Source organism: Roseburia sp. OM02-15 (assembly GCF_003481835.1).
Classification (GTDB): domain Bacteria; phylum Bacillota; class Clostridia; order Lachnospirales; family Lachnospiraceae; genus Eubacterium_I; species Eubacterium_I ramulus_A.
The window spans coordinates 240,775-260,514 of the sequence record NZ_QULX01000002.1 but is presented as its reverse complement, the minus strand read 5'-3'; the positions used below and the strand labels follow the sequence as shown (position 1 = coordinate 260,514).

Genomic DNA, 19,740 nt, shown 5'->3' with positions numbered 1-19,740 from the left:
CTATACCCTTTATTTTGGGAACAGTCCTCTTCCATTCCCAGCTTCATTAAGTCAATTAGTAAACGTGTAACTACCCAGTGCATTTCTGTCACTGGGTATTTTTTCATTCTATCACTTCATTTTTATTTTGGCAACTACCTAATATGCTATTTCTGTGAGTTCTTACCATCATTGCAATTTTAAACAACATGGCATCTTCAAACGTACGAATATCAAGCCCAATCTTCTTCTCGATCCGCTCCAGACGGTACACCAACGTATTGCGGTGAATATATAGCTGGCGGGCAGTCTCTGAAATATTCAGATTATTGTCAAACAGCTGACGGATCGTCGCCATTGCTTCCTCATCCAGTTCCATATCCGCATGATCTCCCAACACTTCTTTCAGAAACAGGTCACACATCTCTACGGAAAGTTGTGAGATCAGACGTCCCAGTCCAAGTCTCCTGTAATAAAACACCCGTTCATCATCAGAAAACACCATTCCGACCTTAAGTGCCATAGATGCCTGGCGATATTTTTCATGAAACAATACAAAATCTTCTGCGGCATCGGTATATCCAACCCATGCATTACACATAGCTTCCATTTGTAAGTTGTCGATGATCCGTCTGGCAAACTGATCGTTTTCCACATCAATTCCACGGACATTTTTGATAAGCACCATTTTCTTATCATCCACGTCGATCAGATAATCCACCCCATATACCACAAACATGTTTTTCAGCATTTCCAGAATAATCTCATTTTGTTCATCTGCAAACTGGATCACGAAAATCATGTAAGTTCCGTTCTTCATTCGGATCTGATGCCTTTTTTCCTGAATCTGCTGTTCGGAAAATTCACCATTTAGCAGCTGTCTCAGGAAATTAATTTCATTCGTCGGCTCCTGTGCTGCCAGATAAAGATTCCGGATCTGGCAGCATGCCATCTGTCCGATGACATACGAAGCATCACCGGCTCCATTATTGCTTGCAAGCAAAATGTTTTCTGTCTGATCATTGATCTCAATTTTTAAAAAGATCCAATTCTGGATCGTCTGACTGTCTGCCATAGATTTTGCAAACAAAACAACCAGCTCCTGAACCTTTTCCTCCAGATCAGGTACCGTAGACGCCAGCATTTTCCCCTTTTTATTGAACAACACAAAATCCATACGGGAGATCTGTTTCATTTCCTTTAACGCCTGTGCCAGTTTTTTTCCGGGCAAACGTTGTTCCAATGTCTATCCCTCCTTAAAATGAAAACTGGGTATGAAACTCATACCCAGTTTTCTATTGCAAAAGTGCACCATCTGTACACTTTTCATCCTTATGCATAATTCTGCATGTTACACTTCTTAGTGAGAAATAACCTGCTCTGTCTCTTTATCAAAGATATGACCTTTGTTGATATCAAATGCAACTGTCACATCATCACCGTAACGGCAAGGTGTACTGGAATCAACTTTTGCTGTCATTGTAACACCATTTGCTGTGTAGTAAAGTAATACTTCAGAACCAAGCAGCTCGTATCCGGTACATTTTGCTTTGATTGTGTAATCAGCATGTTTCTGCAGATACTCTGGCTCATCATCCATATCATCCGGACGAATACCAAATACAACTGTTTTTCCGTCATATCCGCCATCTTTTAATGCTTTTGCTTTGTTTGCTGGCATTACATAGGTAGCATCACCACTTGTCAGTGTTACTTTATCGCCTTCTACCTTGCATACGCAATCTAAGAAGTTCATCTGCGGAGATCCGATGAATCCTGCAACGAACAGGTTGTCCGGCTCATTGTACAGTTTCTGTGGAGAATCTACCTGCATGATCACGCCATCTTTCATAACAACGATTCTGGTACCAAGTGTCATAGCCTCAGTCTGATCATGTGTTACATAGATGATTGTTGCGCCAAGTCTCTGATGTAAGGAAGAAATCTCGGAACGCATCTGTACTCTTAATTTTGCATCCAGGTTGGAAAGCGGCTCATCCATCAGGAATACTTTCGGCTCACGCACGATAGCACGTCCCATGGCAACACGCTGTCTCTGTCCACCGGAAAGAGCTTTCGGTTTACGATCCAGTAATTTCTCAAGGTCCAGGATTCTTGCTGCGTTACGAACTTTTTTATCAATCTCATCTTTTGGCACTTTTCTTAATTTTAAAGCAAATGCCATGTTGTTATATACTGTCATATGAGGATATAAAGCATAGTTCTGGAATACCATGGCGATATCTCTGTCCTTCGGCTCAACATCGTTCATTCTCTTTCCATCAATATCGAACTCACCTTCTGAAATTTCCTCCAGACCAGCGATCATACGAAGTGTTGTAGATTTACCACATCCGGATGGTCCAACGAAGATGATGAACTCTTTATCTGCCACATCCAAATTGAAGTCTTTTACTGCCTCAAAACCGTTTGGATATCTCTTATAGACATGTTTTAATGATAATTCTGCCATTTTTTAATTACCCTCCATAAAATAATTCTCCACAAAACGCCTTGTTTTGCTATGCACTTATACTAACAAATTCTGTACGCTTTGTCATCGGGTATTGTCACAAATTTCACATGAAAACCTTGGTATTTCTGCCAGTTTTTTGTTCACCTCTCACAATTTTTCAGTATATTGACTATATGTCGTTTCCACATTTCGTCATTTTAACGAAACCATTCGGTAACTTACTGTTTTCCGGTACTTCCAAAACCGCCACGGTTTGCATTTCCCAGAGATGCCACCTCTTCAAAAACGATCTGTGGCTGATTTTCCACAATACGGAACTGGCAGATTCTATCATTTACATTGACCACGGTATCTCTAGTTGCATACACCGGCATGCGCCACATATCATCATCACCACAATAAGAACCATCAATGATTCCGCAGCTGTTCACCTGCAGCAGACCATAATTTTTAAATGTTGAGCTGCGCGGTACCACATGTGCCTCATATCCTTTCGGAAGCTGCATGGCAACACCTAACGGGATCAGTTTAAATTCTCCTGCTTTCAGTTCTACGGTCTCGCTAGCACGCAGATCGATCCAGTCTGATTTACCGTCAATATACTCCAGTCGATCAATTTTGTCCGTAAAATATTTAATACGAATATTTTCCATGTTTCTTTCCTCCACATTTTTCTTTCTGTTTTTCACTTGTAGTTATTTGTTCAAGTCGAACGCACGTGAGACTTGGTGCGTGATTCTGGTCAGCGAAAGCTGACATATTCTTCTCAGAATCACTGCACATCCCCGCGGAGCGTTTATCTCATTCTTTATGTATAGTTAAAGAAAAACCCGGCATCCCATAAAGACACCGGGTATGAGTCTTCTTATTTTCTACGGTAGCATCAGTTTACATGCTTTCATCATCATCTGGATACAGATAAAAATCAAAACCTTCTGCATTTCCGTTGAGCATGCAGCTTCCATACAGCTGCTCCACATCTTTCGGAACTGCAATCAGAATATCCACATAATTGGAATCACCGGATTCAGTCTCCGGATAGCTGATTTCAAACACTTTATCTACCTTATAGTAAGTCTCCTGTTCTCTATCCTCATCTTCTGACCATACAGACACATCTTCCTCCGAAATATTTGACAAATTATATGTATCTGAAAGATTATTTTTGATAACCAGAGAAACGATATAGTATACATATCCCTCCGGTGCTGTAAGCTGTTCCAGCTCTGCACGTTCTGTCGTGGATACGTTGACATAATAATCATCCCAGTTTATGTCAGACATATTCGGTCCAACATAATCTGACCAGGCATACTCTACATAAATGCGATTCTGGTATTCTGGTTCAATCTGTTCTTCTTCCTGTGCCCAGTTATCATAATCGGTGTCCCATCCGTCCGTAATCTGATCACGAATTTCATTACGAACGATAGAAAAGATCGATGAACCAGCGGCAATCACAATTGCAACAACAATAATAATAACGATCGCAGCTACTAGTGTCTTCCTTTTTTTCTTTTCTCCCGTCCATTTGCTGTTATTTTCGTTCTGATAGCTATATGAGGATTTTTGATTCGATGTACGATTAGTATTTCGCCCAGCATCTTCCGTACCTGCACGATACCAGTCATGTTGACGCGGATCTTTGTATGTATCATAACGTTCATGCAAATCCTGTTCCATGTCTTCCCGACTGTCCGGCCGGTTATACCGGGCACATTTCGGGCAGATCCCACTGTATTTTTCATAATCATACATTTTACCACATTTGCTACATTTTATCAGCATACGTTTCTCCCCCCAATCCTTTTTCTCACATCGTCCTGTTCCTTATATTACCACTGAATATCCTCATGCTCTGCTTTCTTATCACGCAGCATCAGTTCCATCACGGCATCTTTTGCCGGCTGATCCTCAAAAAGCACTGAATTTACCTGTTCAATGATCGGCATGTCAATGTCATATTTTTTTGCCAGCGCAATGGCTGCTTTTGCAGAATAAACGCCCTCTACAACCATTTTTACCTCATCCATGGCTTCCTGCATGGTATAGCCACGTCCGATCAGCATACCTGCTTTACGGTTACGGCTGTGACGGCTGGCACAGGTTACGATCAGATCGCCGATGCCGGACAGACCGTTTAATGTCTCTGAATTTGCCCCCATAGCCACACCCAGACGGCTGATTTCCTTGATGCCACGGGTGATCAGAGCTGCTTTTGTGTTATCGCCATATCCAAGTCCGTCTGCCATACCGGCTGCCAGTGCAATGACATTTTTCAGGGATGCCCCAAGCTCGATACCAAGCATATCCGGGCTTGTGTATACACGAAACACCTCATTCATAAAGAAGGTCTGTACCTGCTCTGCTGTTTTCTTTGTATGTGCACCTGCCACAACGGTTGTCGGCAGTCCACGTCCAACTTCTTCTGCATGGCTTGGACCTGACATAACTGCCACATCCGCCTGCGGGATCTCCTGTTCCACAATCTCAGACTGGATCATCAGTGTGCTTTCCTCGATACCTTTGGATACGATAACGATCAGCTGTCCCTCTGTGATAAACTCTGCCAGATTATGTGCTGTACTTCTCGTAAATGGTGACGGTACTGCAAGTACGACCATTTCTTTTCCTGCTGCAGCTGTTTTCAGATCTGTTGTAAAAGAAATCGTTTCCGGAATTTTCACCCCCGGAAGTTTATCTTTGTGTTCATGCTCCTTTGTCAGCATCTCCACTTCATCTTCCAGAATAGACCATACCGTTACGTTATGTCCATTATGTGCCAGAACGACTGCCAGTGCTGTTCCCCAGCTTCCGGCACCGATTACACCTATTTCTGCCATTTTTCTGCCTCCATATCTATACTCTCACATTATTATGTAAGGATTAATTTTCCTTTTTTGCCGGGCGAAATTTGTTCTCCGTTCCGTTTGCCAGACGTTTGATATTTGCACGGTGTTGCCAGAATGCCAGTGCCGTCAAAATCCCCGCAAGCACATAAGTCTCCGGCAAAAACTGTGTTGCTATCTTTAATAATCCCAACTGTCCAAACACGATAGTCTGTACAAAAAATCCACTCAGGATTCCCAGGGAACCCAAAGACATAAATCCCGTCGGAACTACGGATGTAAAAAACAGAATCGCACAGATTGGAACCATTCTCCAATCAAAAGCAAATACGATTCCAACACTGCTTGCAATTCCTTTTCCACCTTTAAATTTCATATAAAACGGGAAGTTATGTCCCAGAACTGCGCCAAAACCCGCATACAATTCCAGTAACTTCACCGCATCCGGGTAACGGGTTCTCGCCACGCCCCAGATGATTGCCATCGCAGCCACTGCTTTTAAACAGTCACCAAAAAACACAACAACGCCGGCCTTCCATCCAAGGACACGCAGGGAATTCGTCATACCAGAATTTCCGCTTCCCTTGGAACGGATATCCACATTATGTGCTTTTCCGTATAACACGCCAGTTGGAAACAGTCCAAACAGGTAGCCCAGAAGAATACTTACGATTCGAAATACTACCATTTACCTGTCTTCCTTTCTCTCACGGATAATAAACTTCAATGCCGTGCCCTTAAATCCAAAGGTGTCACGGATTCTGTTTTCCAGATATCGCGTATAAGAAAAATGCATCAACTCCTTATCGTTTACAAAAATAACAAATGTAGGTGGTTTTACCGCAACCTGAGTAATATAGTAAAGTCTCAGACGTTTACCTTTATCTGAAGGTGGCTGCTGCATTGCTACTGCTTCGGTCATGATCTCATTTAAGACACCGGTAGCTACACGCATTGCATTATTCTCCAGAACCATGTCGATCATTTCATACATCTTGCTCAGACGCTGACCTGTTTTTGCAGAAATAAACATAATCTCCGCATAGGACATAAAACTTAAGATCTCACGGATCTTATTTGTATGTTTGTAAATGGTCTTATCATCTTTCTCAATAGCATCCCATTTATTTACAGCGATGATAATACCTTTTCCACGCTCATGAGCGATTCCGGCGATTTTTGCATCCTGCTCAGTAACACCTTCTGTAGCATCAATCACAAGGATGACAACGTCAGCACGCTCTACTGCCGTCACCGCACGGATAATACTGTAACGCTCGATCTCTTCTTTGATCTTGTTTTTACGGCGCAGACCTGCAGTATCGATAAAAATATACTCTTTTCCGTTATATTTTACCACTGTATCAATGGCATCACGGGTAGTTCCTGCAATGTCAGATACGATCACACGGGATTCGCCTGCCAGTTTGTTTACCAGAGAAGATTTTCCAACGTTTGGTTTTCCGATAATGGCAACTTTCGGTCTGGTATCCTCTTCCTCTTCTTTAGATGTATCTGGGAAATATTTTACCACTTCCTCCAGCATATCGCCCAATCCAAGACGGGATGCTGCGGAAATCGGCATCGGATCACCAATTCCAAGATTATAAAATTCATATACATCCGCCATATATTTCTGGAAGCTGTCTACTTTATTAACAACCAGAATAACCGGCTTGTGGGAACGGCGCAGCATATCTGCAACTTTTGCATCCGCATCCACCAAGCCCTGATGTACATCTGTCATAAATATAATAACGTCCGCAGTGGCAATGGCGATTTCTGCCTGCTCACGCATCTGTGCCAGAATGACATCTTTACTGTCCGGCTCAATACCGCCGGTATCCACCATAGTAAAAGAATGATTTAACCATTCTACATCTGCATAAATACGGTCTCTTGTGACACCCGGTGTATCCTTAACAATGGAAATACGTTCTCCTGCCAGAGCATTGAACAACGTAGATTTTCCTACATTCGGACGTCCTACAACCGCAACAACCGGTTTACTCATATTTTTATCCCTCATCTCTTTATTTCAGAATCCGCTCACACTTCTTATCTTACACAGTTCTTCATTTTATCCTGCTTTTAAATCAATGTGAGCCATTTATCAAGTTACTTTTTCCGCTTTGCGAAATATTAAACATTACCAAGCATGCCATCATACAGACACTGCCCGTCTGATTTTACAATATGAATCGGCACTTGTAAAGCATTTTCCAATTCTGTCAGCGTCACATCATCCAGAAATACTTCCTCTCCCATGCGCAATACGTTGCTGGAAAGCAGAAGCATATCTCCCAGTTCCTGCCCGGTCAGCTGGGCTTTCAGATCCGTTCCGGTCAGTAATCCGGAAACGGTGATCATCTCTCCAAAAAAGTCATTTCGGATCTGGTATACGATCACCTTGATGTCCGGATGCTGTTTCATAAATTTAGCTGCCAGTCTGTGCATCAGTCCTGCTGCGGACTTTCCGGTAGCAATAGAAACTACACGACGATAAGTCTTATTCTCCGTTTCCGGCTCATCCAGACTTTTATTTTCAACAGTTTCAGAACGATCTATTTCTCTCAGATCCACTTCTGCCTCATTCAGATTTTCATTTTGGGTTTTAATGGATTCAAAACCATCTATTGCTTCCGAATCCATGTCCTGATCAAATCCATCTCTATCATCTTCCAGTTCATCCGCCAGGCACTGATCAAATTCGCTTTCCAACAACGGGATCATGCCGACACCGTTTTCCAACTGAATATATCCGTCATAGTTTTCTTCCGGTGGAAAGGGTTCTTCTGCCAGCAGATACCACTCATCTGAAGCCTGCACAAAATGCGTACCGTGCTTTTCATAACAGATTTTCTGCCATTTATGAATAATCTCCAACACTTCTTTTGCATCTTCTTTTTCAAAAGGCTTCAGCGGATACAAACCATCTCTGAATTTCGTCAACCCTACCGGAACAACTGACAAACTCTGCATATATGGAAGATAATCTGACAGTTCCTTAATGCTTCGTTCCAGTTCTGCACCGTCGTTTACACCCTTACAAAGTACGATCTGACCATTCATCTCAATCTCACCCTCATAAAAGCGACGGATTTTATCCAACGCTTCTCCGGCAAAGCGGTTATGCAGCATCTCACAGCGTAATTCCGGATTCATCGTATGCACAGATACATTGATTGGTGCCAGCTTATAACGAATGATTCGATCTGCGTCTTCATCCTTCATATTCGTCAGAGTTACATAGTTTCCCTGCAGGAAAGACAGTCGCGAATCATCATCTTTAAAATACAGCGTCTCCCTCATGTTCGGTGGCATCTGATCAATAAAACAAAAAATACATTTATTGTAACAGGATTTATAATCATCCATCAGACCGTTTTCAAAAACAATCCCCGGATCCTCGTAATAATCTTTCTCTATCTCCAGTTCCCATTCTTCTCCGTTTGGTTTACGGATCAGCAAAGTCAACAGTACATCGTTAATCAGAAAATGATAATCAAAAACATCCTGAATCGGCTTTCCATTTACTTCCAGCAGAACATCGCCTGCTTCGATTCCCATCTCTTCCGCGATACTTCCCGGTTCGATGCCGTCGATTTTGTGTTCTTTTAATTTCATCTATTTCATCCTTTCGTTCTGTACCATTGTACCCAATTTGTGAAATAACATCAACCTTTTTTATTTTTCTATATTGTATCAGCTTATGATTTTGCTATCTTTTTATTTTTCCTTCTTTTTATAAATGTTCCACAGGAATAAGAACATAAAAGAAGTGTGCCACCGAAGTGACACACCTCTTAATTATAATTCGTAATATTTACAAATTCAAAATATCTTACTCTTCTGTACCGTAAAGTTTTACAAGTTTGTTCAGGTAAGCGTATCTTGCTTTTGCATTTTCCTCAGATTTCTCGAAGAGACGATCTGCTTTCTCCGGATCCTGTCTTACAAGAGCATTGTAACGAACCTCACCGTTCAGGAATGCTTTGTAATCTCCGCTTGGAGCTTTGCTGTCAAGAGTGAATGCATTCTTGCCTTCAGCAGCCAGAGCCGGATTGTAACGGAAGTTGTTCCAGTAACCTACTGCTACTGCGTTCTTCTCCTCTGTCTGAGCTTTGCTCATACCAATCTTGATACCATGGTTGATACATGGAGCATAAGCGATAATCAGAGATGGTCCCGGATATGCCTCAGCCTCAGCGATTGCCTTTACGCACTGATTCATATCAGCACCCATAGCGATCTGTGCTACGTATACATAACCATAGCTCATTGCGATGGAAGCAAGGTCTTTCTTCTTAACATCTTTACCACCAGCTGCGAACTGAGCGATCGCACCGATGTTTGTAGATTTAGAAGACTGTCCACCTGTATTGGAATATACCTCAGTATCGAATACCATTACGTTGATATCTTTACCACTAGCAAGGATATGGTCTACGCCACCGAATCCGATATCGTAAGCCCATCCGTCACCACCGAATACCCACTGGGATTTCTTTCCAAGGAAGTCTTTCTGAGCAAGGATTTCCTGAGCTTTGTCACATCCGCATGCCTCTAAAGCTTTGATGAGCTTGTCTGTAGCAGGTCCGTTTGTAACGCCGCATCCGTAAGTATCTAACCATTCCTGACCGGCAGCTTTTACATCTTCGTTTGTACCGTTAGCAACAACATCTTCTACTTTCTCTTTTAATGCACCTCTTAATGCATTGTTAGCAAGAAGCATACCATAACCAAACTCTGCAGCATCCTCGAACAGGGAGTTTGACCAAGCCGGTCCTTTTCCTTCCGGAGTTACTGTATATGGTGTGGACGGTGAAGAGTTACCCCAGATAGAGGAGCATCCTGTTGCGTTTGCAATATACATTCTGTCACCGAATAACTGAGTGATCAGTTTTGCGTATGGTGTCTCACCACATCCGGCACAAGCGCCTGAGAACTCAAGCAGCGGCTGTTTGAACTGAGATCCTTTTACGGAGTTCTCTTTGAATTTAGCAATAACTTCTGCTTTGTCCGGAACAGATACACCGTAATCGAAGTAAGCCTGCTCTGACTCATTAGCCTCGAAGTTCTGCATTGTGATTGCCTGAATCTTATCCGGGCAAACATTTACACAGGAACCACATCCGGTACAATCGTATGCGGAAATTGTGATAGCGAATTTGTATCCTGGCATTCCTGTCATATCTTTGTACTGCATTCCTTCCGGAGCAGCAGCTGCCTCAGCCTCTGTCATAGCAACCGGACGGATTGCTGCGTGCGGGCAGACATAAGAACACTGGTTACACTGGATACATTTATTTACATCCCATACCGGAACATCTACTGCTACACCACGTTTCTCATAAGCGGATGTACCAGACGGTGTGGAACCATCTACATAATCTTTGAATGCAGATACCGGTAATGTGTTACCCATCTGAGCATTGATTTTCTTCTGGATGTTGTTTACGAAATCAACTGCATCCTGACGTGCGCCTGTTGCCGGAGCACCTGTAAGGCTCTCTTCTCCAGCTGTTTTCCAGCTTTCCGGAACTTCGATCTTAACAACGTTCTTAGCACCAGCATCAATTGCATCGTAGTTCATCTGTACGATCTTGTCACCTTTTTTACCATAAGTAGCTTTTGCAGCTGCTTTCATCAATTCATTTGCTTTGTCAGCCGGAATGATGTTGGAAAGTGCGAAGAATGCAGACTGAAGAACTGTATTGATACGTCCGCCAAGTCCGATTTCTTTACCGATCTTGATACCATCAATTGTGTAGAACTTGATGTCGTTCTCAGCAATGTAACGTTTTACCTGACCCGGAAGATGCTCTTCCAGACCTGCCATATCCCATGAGCAGTTCAGAAGGAATGTTCCACCCGGAACCAGATCCTGAACCATGTTGTATTTATGGATATATGCAGGACAGTGACATGCTACAAAGTTTGCTTTGTTGATCAGATATGTGGAACGGATCGGATCTTTACCAAAACGTAAGTGGGAAATTGTTACACCACCTGATTTTTTGGAGTCATAATCAAAGTAAGCCTGAGCATACATATCAGTATTGTCACCGATGATCTTGATGGAGTTTTTGTTAGCACCTACAGTACCATCTGCGCCAAGTCCCCAGAACTTGCAGTTGATTGTTGTAGCCGGAGTTGTAACCGGATGCTCTGTAACTTCCAGAGAAAGGTGTGTAACATCATCCTCGATACCGATTGTGAATTTCTCTTTTTCTGTATTGTTGTAAACAGCGATGATCTGTCCAGGTGTTGTATCTTTGGAACCAAGTCCGTAACGTCCTGTGAAGATCGGTGTCTGGTCGAATTTTGTATTCTTTAATGCTGCAACTACATCAAGGTAAAGCGGCTCGCCCATAGCACCCGGCTCTTTTGTTCTGTCAAGAACGATGATCTGTTTTACAGAATCCGGGATAGCGTTGATCAGAGCTTCTGCGGAGAACGGTCTGTACAGACGAACTTTTACAAGACCTACTTTCTCGCCTTTTGCCATCAGATAATCGATTGTCTCATCGATTGTCTCACAGACAGAACCCATAGCGATGATAACTTTCTCAGCATCCTCTGCACCATAGTAGTTGAATAATTTATAGTTTGTACCAAGTTTCTCATTAACTTTGTCCATGTATTCCTGAACAATTGCAGGCATATCATCATAAGTCTGGTTACATGCCTCTCTTGCCTGGAAGAAGATATCCGGATTCTGTGCGGAACCCATCTGACATGGATGATTTGGATTTAATGCGCTCTGACGATAAGCGTTGATTGCATCAAGATCTACCATATCTTTCAGATCTTCATAATCCCATGTCTCGATTTTCTGGATCTCATGAGATGTACGGAAACCATCGAAGAAGTTAATGAATGGAAGTCTTCCTTTGATTGCTGAGCAATGAGCAACCGGTGTCAGATCCATTACTTCCTGAACGCTGGATTCGCAAAGCATTGCACAACCAGTCTGACGACAGGCATAAACATCGGAGTGATCACCGAAGATACATAATGCATGACTTGCAAGTGTACGTGCGGATACGTTGAATACGCCCGGTAATCTCTCACCAGCGATTTTATAAAGGTTTGGAATCATCAGAAGAAGACCCTGAGATGCTGTATAAGTTGTTGTCAGAGCACCAGCTGCCAGAGAGCCGTGTACAGTACCAGCTGCACCTGCCTCGGACTGCATCTCTGTTACTTTTACAGTCTGACCGAAGATATTTTTTCTTCCCTGTGTTGCCCACTCATCTGTTGCTTCTGCCATTACAGATGACGGAGTGATCGGATAGATAGCTGCAACATCTGTGTATGCATATGATGCATGAGCTGCTGCATGGTTACCATCCATGGTTTTCATAGAACGTTTCATTTCCATTCCTCCTAAATTCTTTTGATTTAGTTTTGTTAATTGATTAACAATGCTTTACCCTTATCTTACAATAATCTCACAAAAAAGCAACGCTATTATACCACAAAATTGTACATATTCCAATACAATTTTGTTTTTTTTTGCATTCAGTTTTGTGACAACGTTACAAGTCTTCCGTAACCACCCCGGAAAACATCCAACGTGATAACCATATTGTAACCTACTTTTCTGTCGAAAACAAGAACCACGTGCGTACAATATTGCATACAATCTTATCAATCAACTTATTCATGTCTACCTTGAATCCCTTTCACGTAAAAATTCTCCTTCCCTGCATGTTTTCCTTGCTTTTATATGTAATCTTGTGTACAATACCAGAGGTAAATTATTAGATAACAAAAACACATATATAATAAAGAAGTCAAGGAGAACAATTTATGATCAGTGCAAATAATGTAACTTTACGAATTGGCAAAAAAGCGTTGTTCGAAGATGTAAATATCAAATTTACAGAAGGCAACTGCTACGGTCTGATTGGTGCCAACGGTGCCGGAAAATCAACCTTTTTGAAGATTTTAAGCGGACAGCTTGAGCCGACAAACGGTGATATCTCCATCACAGCCGGTCAGCGACTTTCTTTCCTGCAGCAGGATCACTTCAAATACGATGCATATACCGTACTTGATACTGTTATTATGGGAAACAAACGTCTGTATGAGATCATGAAAGAAAAAGATGCCATCTACATGAAAGAAGATTTTACCGATGAAGACGGTATCCGCGCCAGCGAACTTGAGGCAGAATTTGCTGATATGGACGGATGGAATGCAGAATCCGACGCTGCTACCATGTTAAACGGTCTTGGAATTGACACCGAATTCCACTATGCTACTATGGGAGATTTGCCGGGTCCTATGAAGGTAAAAGTCCTGCTTGCACAGGCATTATTCGGAAATCCGGATATCCTGCTGCTGGATGAGCCGACCAACAACCTGGATCTTGACGCGATCGCATGGTTGGAAGAATTCCTCATTAATTTTGAAAATACCGTCATTGTAGTATCCCATGACCGTTATTTTTTAAACAAAGTTTGTACTCATATCGCTGATATTGACTACGCAAAAATCCAGCTTTACGCCGGAAACTATGATTTCTGGTATGAATCCAGCCAGTTAATGGTAAAACAGATGAAAGAAGCAAACAAAAAGAAAGAAGAGAAAATCAAAGAATTACAGGAGTTTATCTCCCGTTTCTCCGCAAACGCTTCCAAATCCAAACAGGCTACTTCCAGAAAGAAAGCTCTGGAGAAAATTCAGCTGGATGAGATCAAACCTTCCAGCCGTAAATATCCGTACATTGACTTCCGTCCGTCCCGTGAGATCGGTAACGAAGTACTTCTGGTAGAAGGCTTAAGTAAAACAATTGACGGTGTAAAAGTTCTGGATAACGTATCCTTTATTGTAAACCGCGAAGATAAAATCGCTTTCGTTGGAAGCAACGAACTTGCAAAAACTACTTTATTTAAAATCATCACCGGTGAAATGGAGCCGGATGAAGGAACTTTCAAATGGGGTGTTACAACAAGCCAGTCTTACTTCCCGAAGGATAACACCAAAATCTTTGATACTGATCTGATCATCGTAGACTGGTTAACACAGTTCTCCGAAATCAAAGATGCTACTTACGTTCGTGGATTCCTTGGACGTATGCTCTTTCCGGGTGAAGATGGTGTCAAAAAAATGCGTGTACTTTCCGGTGGTGAAAAAGTTCGTGTACTCTTCTCCCGTATGATGATCGAAGCGTCCAATGTACTGATCCTGGATGAGCCGACTGACCATTTGGATATGGAGTCTATCACTGCACTGAATAATGGTCTGATTAAATTCCCGGGTGTACTGCTTTTTGCTTCTCGTGATCATCAGATTGTACAGACAACAGCGAACCGTATTATTGAGTTTATGCCGAATGGTTCTATCATTGATAAAATCACTACTTATGATGAATATCTGGAAAGTGATGAGATGGCTAGAAAACGTTCTGTGTATACAATGGCTTCTTCTGATGAAGACGATAACTAGAATTCTTGTTTAGGGTGGCTTAAAATTTACTATCTAAGTTTTAATAGGAACTCCAGCAATTTTGTTTTGGTCGCTAACAATCGCTCCCCAAGAAAAAATTGCTGGAGTTCTTAATTTACTCTGTGAAATTAGTAAATTTTTACGCCCCCCTGCACTTCGTACCACATGCAAATTTTAAAAATAAGGGACTCTGGATATTTTTTCTCGACCAGCGATTGTTAGCGGGCGAGACAAAATATCCAGAGTCCCTTTTCATAACCTGACACCAAACCACACCATTACCCGAACGCCCTCTTTATGACGTAACGATATTGCGCAGCCATACTCCTTTTTTCACAAGTATGAATCCGATCATACACTTAATAAAATCTGCCGCCTGCACAATGGCATAGATTCCAAGTACCGGCAACGCAGTAAACCGGCTGAGCACAAATGCCAGCGACACGCTTACCACCCATATAAATACACTGTCAAAGAAGAACGTTATAATCGTTCTTCCACCGGATCGCAACGTAAAATAAGCCGCATGTAAAAATGCATTCTGTGGCATAAACACTGCCGTCAGCATAATAAAATATTTTGCCAGTTCTTTTGCTTCCGCATTGGTATTGTACAGATTTGGAAATGCCGGTGCCAGTGCAAGCATCGCCAGCGCCACGATTGTACAACAAAATACCGAAAACGCGATCATCTTATTATCTGTATCCCGCGCTTCTTTCATCTTACCAGCGCCAAGCAGCTGTCCGACTACGATAGCCACCGAATCTCCCAACGCAATAAATACAATATTAAATACGTTATTAACGGTATTTGAGATATTCAATCCGGCTACGACATTTAATCCACGCACGGAATAACACTGGGTCAGCATCGCCATGCCAGCCGCCCACAGCGTTTCATTTAAAAGCAGTGGTGTTCCCTGAATCAAAATACGTTTGACCATAGTTCCCGGAATCCGCATCGTGCGATACAAGCCACTTGCAAATACATGTTTTGCCTGATGTCTGTGTGTCCACCCGATTACGATCAGCGCCTCCACATAACGGGAAATCACAGTTGCAAGTGCTGCCCCTCTTACACCCAGCTTCGGGAAAAATAACATTCCGTAAATCAACATGAAGTTAAAAAACAGATTCACCAGTACCGCCACAACGCCCGCCTTCATCGGAAGTAATGTTTCTCCACATTCACGCAGCGTGCTTGCATACACTTGCACCATCATAAATGCCGGCAATCCCCACACAATGATTTCCAGATATTCTTTTCCATAACGCAGCGTATCTGCAATCTGTGCTGCGGTGCCATCCCCTTTCAAGTACATATGAATCAATGTATCGCCTTTTGTCAGCAACAAAATAATCGTCGCTGTCGTTATGATAATTACCATCCACAATTTGTAGCGCATGGTATTGCGGACGCCCTCCTGATCTCCTTTTCCAAAATACTGTGCCGTAAATATTCCGGCGCCGGAAACACCACCGAAAATGCACAAATTGTATACAAAAATCAACTGATTTACAATTGCAGCCCCGGACATTGGCTCTGTGCCGATCCGCCCGATCATAATGTTATCCAGCAAGCTCACAAAGTTCGTGATTCCATTCTGGATCATAATCGGAATTGCAATTGACAGCACCATCAGATAAAATGCTTTGTTCCCGACAAATTTTCTCCAAAAATGTTTCTTTTCTGTCATCTCCATTTACCTAATCCCCTTTTTCGTAATCTCCGTTTTCAAATAGTAACCTGATGTAAACAACAGCCACCGATGTAAACCCGATGACTATCTATCATTTGTATAACTCATTTTCTTCCATGCATGCCTATAGTAGAATACAATCTGCTATTGCACTATTTTTTTATTTCCGACGTAATTTTATCTGAAGTGTATGGAAAATCCATTTTCAGATCACGGAAATAGTATTCCCGGTCTCTCTCACCAATCTCTCTGGCTACGCGACATGGATTTCCAACTGCAATCACATTTGCCGGAATATCTTTTGTCACCACACTGCCTGCACCAATAACAGCATTATCACCAATGGTAACACCCGGAAGAACGACTGCATTGCTGCCAATCCAAACATTTCTGCCAATATGAATCGGCAGTGAATAATGTGCCGCCATTTCACGGTACTCCGGATCTGCCGGATGTCCTGTGGTACAAAGTGTTACATTCGGACCGATCATTGTCCTATCCCCAATATAAATATCACCATCATCCACTACGCTCAGATTGAAATTTGCATAAAATGCGCCTTCCAGATAGAGATGGCAGCCATAAGACATATGAACACCATCCTCAATAAATACGCCATCTCCGCACTTTCCAAGCAGTCCTTTTAACAACTCCAGTCGTTTTTCCCGCTCATTCGGACGGGTATGGTTGTAATCAAACATTACCTCTTTGCAGTGTCTGCGCAATGCGTCCAGCTCCTGTTCCTGCGCAATATCTATCGGATCTTTGTGTCCATGCTCATAAAAAAGCATCCCATTTGCAATTCTCTCTTTTAAATGCATCTTTCTAATTCCTTTCTCCTCTAAAAATCAAATAAACAACCTTGTTTTTCTATAAAAAAACAAACCATGTTTACCTTCGTTTTTCACTACACATTATCTACATTTTCGTAACAACTATTAATACTATTTTTGTCACGCTAAGCATTCAGGCACAAAAATGCCCCCAGATTTCCACGTTTTCCATGACTCGCGCGATGTGAAAATAGCAGCTCCGGATTACAACAGGTACATACATCCGTTACTGCCAGATGTTCCGGTTTCACGCCTGCTTCCAACAGCACAATCTCATTTGCTTCCCAAAGGTCTAACTGATATTTTCCATTGCCTTTGTTGAGCAGGATTTCTGATTCATGACCGGAAAATGCCTCCTCAAACTGAACCGCCACATCCTCACTGACCTCATAACAATCCTGACAGATAGAAGGTCCAATGGCACAATATACGTCTGCTGCCTTGGTGCCATATTCTCTACGCATTGCTTCCAATGTGCATTTTCCCATTCGTGCAACGGTTCCTCTCCATCCGGAATGACTCAGACCAATTGCATGATGAACAGGATCTACAAAATATAACGGCACACAATCTGCATAAAAAGTTGCCAGCGTAATTTCCGGCACATTTGTAATTAATCCATCAACATCCGTATAGTCTTTCGGACGAATAATTCCTGTTCCTGCATCTGCTTCTGTCACCACGCGGACGTTTGTTGTATGCGTCTGATCGGAGCAGACAATTTTCTCATAGGGAACGCCCATCGCCTCCGCAATCCGGCGATAATTTTCTTCTACCGATTCTTTCACGTCCCCGCGGGTAAAACTAAGGTTCAACTTTGAAAACATTCCCTCACTCACACCACCATAACGTGTCGTGAAACAATGGCGTACGATTCCCGTCTCATCCAGCAACGGATAATGAAATAACGGCAGTTCTCCACCATTTTTCAGTTGATGAACGATCAGCTCTGGCGTCTGCATGCCACCTGTTTTTCTCTTTATAAATAAATCTTTCTTTTCCACAAATGAATCCTTTCCTTCACATGCTCCCAGATTCCTCAATCTGATATCATCTGAGAATCCATTTCAATAAATGTGAAGTCTGATATATTTTTTCAATTTCGTCAAAAATATTCTATACCACTCGATTGATCCGCACACCCAATCAGCGAAACGAACCGCAATAATCAAAGGCATTCTCCATCAGATAAATGCTGTCCTGAGATACTTCTGCCACATCAAACCGACAGGGATGCTCCATTGAATATCCATATCGTTTCAGATAAAAAACTGCCGCATTGGAAATCCGCTGCCGTTTGCGCCAGTCCACAGCCTCACGCGGCGCGCCATATTGTTCATTACTGCGATATTTTACTTCCACAAAAATCAGATATCCATCCTTTTTCGCGATCAGATCGATTTCACCGAATTTACAGCGAAAGTTCTTCTCCACAATGTAAAATCCACGCTGTTGCATCCAGTCTGCCACTCGCTGTTCCTGTGTCGTACCAAGTTCATGTGTATTCATGTCTGCCTCTTTTCACTCTCTCCAGCTTCAGGCAATTACAATCAACCAGAAAATTTCTGATTCTTTATAAATGCAAATAACAAACAATTGTACTCTTATTGACATATATCTGCTATTGATCACCACTTATAAAAGAAGAAATCCTCTCATATGAGATAAATTTTTGAATAAAATTTAAATAAAGTTATGTATAAAACTCTGTCTGTGAATCGGCGAAGCACCATATTTCTTCAATGCCGCAATATGAGCCGCAGATCCATAGCCTTTATTTGATGCAAAGCCATACTCCGGCATCACTTTATCGTATTCCACCATCAACCGGTCTCTGGTCACTTTTGCAATAATACTTGCTGCACCGATGGAGATACTTTTTGCATCACCTTTGATAATCGGAACCTGATAAATATCTACCTCAGGGATTGTCACCGCATCGTTCAAAAGCAAATCCGGCTGTGGATCTAATTTACTGATTGCCTCTCGCATTGCTTCATAGGTCGCCTGCAAAATATTAATCTCATCAATGCGCGCCGGAGATGCCATACCAATACCGGTAACCACTGCCTGTTCCATGATCACATCGTAGAGCTCTTCTCTCTTTTTCTCACTGAGTTTCTTGGAATCATTGATATACAAAATATTACAATCCTTTGGCAGAATCACTGCACCGGCTACCACCGGACCTGCCAGCGGTCCACGTCCAACCTCATCAATGCCGCAGATAAATGCATAATCTGCATATTTGCGCTCATAGATTTTCAGCGCATCAATACGCAACAATTCTTTTTCATATTTTTCCAGGCGTTTCTGTGCCTGATTTACAACTGTTTTTACACCAGCACGCTCATCTGTACTGTATTTCTGAATAAACTGCTGTAATTCTGTCTCCGTTGTTGCCTTTAATTCTTCTTTAATCTCACCGATTTTTCTGACTTCCAT

15 protein-coding genes are annotated in these 19,740 nt (G+C 42.2%); 1 reads left to right on the top strand and 14 read right to left on the bottom strand.

Going from position 1 to position 19,740, the window contains the following annotated elements:
* Positions 1 to 103: 103 nt before the first annotated feature.
* The 9 genes from DXB15_RS03310 to nifJ all read right to left on the bottom strand — a co-directional run bounded on the left by DXB15_RS03310 (position 104) and on the right by nifJ (position 12,685).
* Entirely contained in the window at positions 104 to 1,222 is a 1,119-nt protein-coding gene (locus DXB15_RS03310; RefSeq protein WP_109215903.1) for a PucR family transcriptional regulator, read from the bottom strand.
* 117 nt (positions 1,223 to 1,339) lie between these two features.
* Complete coding sequence (locus DXB15_RS03305) at positions 1,340 to 2,452, bottom strand: ABC transporter ATP-binding protein (RefSeq protein ID WP_109215904.1); 1,113 nt, start codon at positions 2,450 to 2,452, stop codon at positions 1,340 to 1,342.
* A 221-nt stretch (positions 2,453 to 2,673) separates the two neighbouring features.
* Positions 2,674 to 3,108, bottom strand: a complete 435-nt coding sequence (locus tag DXB15_RS03300; protein WP_118702013.1) for a dUTP diphosphatase — start codon at positions 3,106 to 3,108, stop codon at positions 2,674 to 2,676.
* Positions 3,109 to 3,343: 235 nt separating this feature from the next.
* Positions 3,344 to 4,243 (bottom strand): hypothetical protein, encoded by a 900-nt coding sequence (locus DXB15_RS03295; protein ID WP_118702012.1) that lies wholly within the window; start codon positions 4,241 to 4,243, stop codon positions 3,344 to 3,346.
* A gap of 47 nt (positions 4,244 to 4,290) precedes the next feature.
* Positions 4,291 to 5,298, bottom strand: coding sequence for an NAD(P)H-dependent glycerol-3-phosphate dehydrogenase (locus DXB15_RS03290; protein WP_118702011.1), 1,008 nt, complete (start codon positions 5,296 to 5,298; stop codon positions 4,291 to 4,293).
* A gap of 43 nt (positions 5,299 to 5,341) precedes the next feature.
* Positions 5,342 to 5,992, bottom strand: a complete 651-nt coding sequence (gene plsY, locus DXB15_RS03285; protein ID WP_118702010.1) for a glycerol-3-phosphate 1-O-acyltransferase PlsY — start codon at positions 5,990 to 5,992, stop codon at positions 5,342 to 5,344.
* Complete coding sequence (der, locus tag DXB15_RS03280; protein ID WP_118702009.1) at positions 5,993 to 7,318, bottom strand: ribosome biogenesis GTPase Der; 1,326 nt, start codon at positions 7,316 to 7,318, stop codon at positions 5,993 to 5,995.
* Between the two features lie 128 nt (positions 7,319 to 7,446).
* A complete protein-coding gene (locus tag DXB15_RS03275; protein WP_118702008.1) occupies positions 7,447 to 8,931 on the bottom strand; it encodes a DUF512 domain-containing protein in 1,485 nt (494 codons plus the stop codon).
* Between the two features lie 217 nt (positions 8,932 to 9,148).
* The gene (gene nifJ, locus DXB15_RS03270; protein ID WP_109215910.1) at positions 9,149 to 12,685 is read right to left on the bottom strand and encodes a pyruvate:ferredoxin (flavodoxin) oxidoreductase; all 3,537 of its coding nucleotides are present in this window, start codon (positions 12,683 to 12,685) and stop codon (positions 9,149 to 9,151) included.
* A 437-nt stretch (positions 12,686 to 13,122) separates the two neighbouring features.
* On the opposite strand from nifJ, the gene DXB15_RS03265 reads away from it, so the two are divergent.
* A complete protein-coding gene (locus DXB15_RS03265; RefSeq protein ID WP_109215911.1) occupies positions 13,123 to 14,763 on the top strand; it encodes an ABC-F family ATP-binding cassette domain-containing protein in 1,641 nt (546 codons plus the stop codon).
* Positions 14,764 to 15,058: 295 nt separating this feature from the next.
* Here the strand turns inward: DXB15_RS03265 and DXB15_RS03260 are convergent, their stop codons facing one another.
* The 5 genes from DXB15_RS03260 to DXB15_RS03240 all read right to left on the bottom strand — a co-directional run bounded on the left by DXB15_RS03260 (position 15,059) and on the right by DXB15_RS03240 (position 19,740).
* On the bottom strand, positions 15,059 to 16,465 hold the full coding sequence (locus DXB15_RS03260) for an MATE family efflux transporter (RefSeq protein WP_243115591.1): 1,407 nt from the start codon (positions 16,463 to 16,465) through the stop codon (positions 15,059 to 15,061).
* A gap of 149 nt (positions 16,466 to 16,614) precedes the next feature.
* Positions 16,615 to 17,283, bottom strand: coding sequence for a sugar O-acetyltransferase (locus tag DXB15_RS03255; protein ID WP_118702007.1), 669 nt, complete (start codon positions 17,281 to 17,283; stop codon positions 16,615 to 16,617).
* 137 nt (positions 17,284 to 17,420) lie between these two features.
* The gene (pgeF, locus tag DXB15_RS03250; protein WP_118702044.1) at positions 17,421 to 18,257 is read right to left on the bottom strand and encodes a peptidoglycan editing factor PgeF; all 837 of its coding nucleotides are present in this window, start codon (positions 18,255 to 18,257) and stop codon (positions 17,421 to 17,423) included.
* Positions 18,258 to 18,441: 184 nt separating this feature from the next.
* Positions 18,442 to 18,804: a YraN family protein gene (locus tag DXB15_RS03245; RefSeq protein ID WP_109215913.1), complete on the bottom strand. Its 363-nt coding sequence runs from the start codon at positions 18,802 to 18,804 to the stop codon at positions 18,442 to 18,444.
* A 174-nt stretch (positions 18,805 to 18,978) separates the two neighbouring features.
* Positions 18,979 to 19,740, bottom strand: coding sequence for a ribonuclease HII (locus tag DXB15_RS03240; protein WP_118702006.1), 762 nt, complete (start codon positions 19,738 to 19,740; stop codon positions 18,979 to 18,981).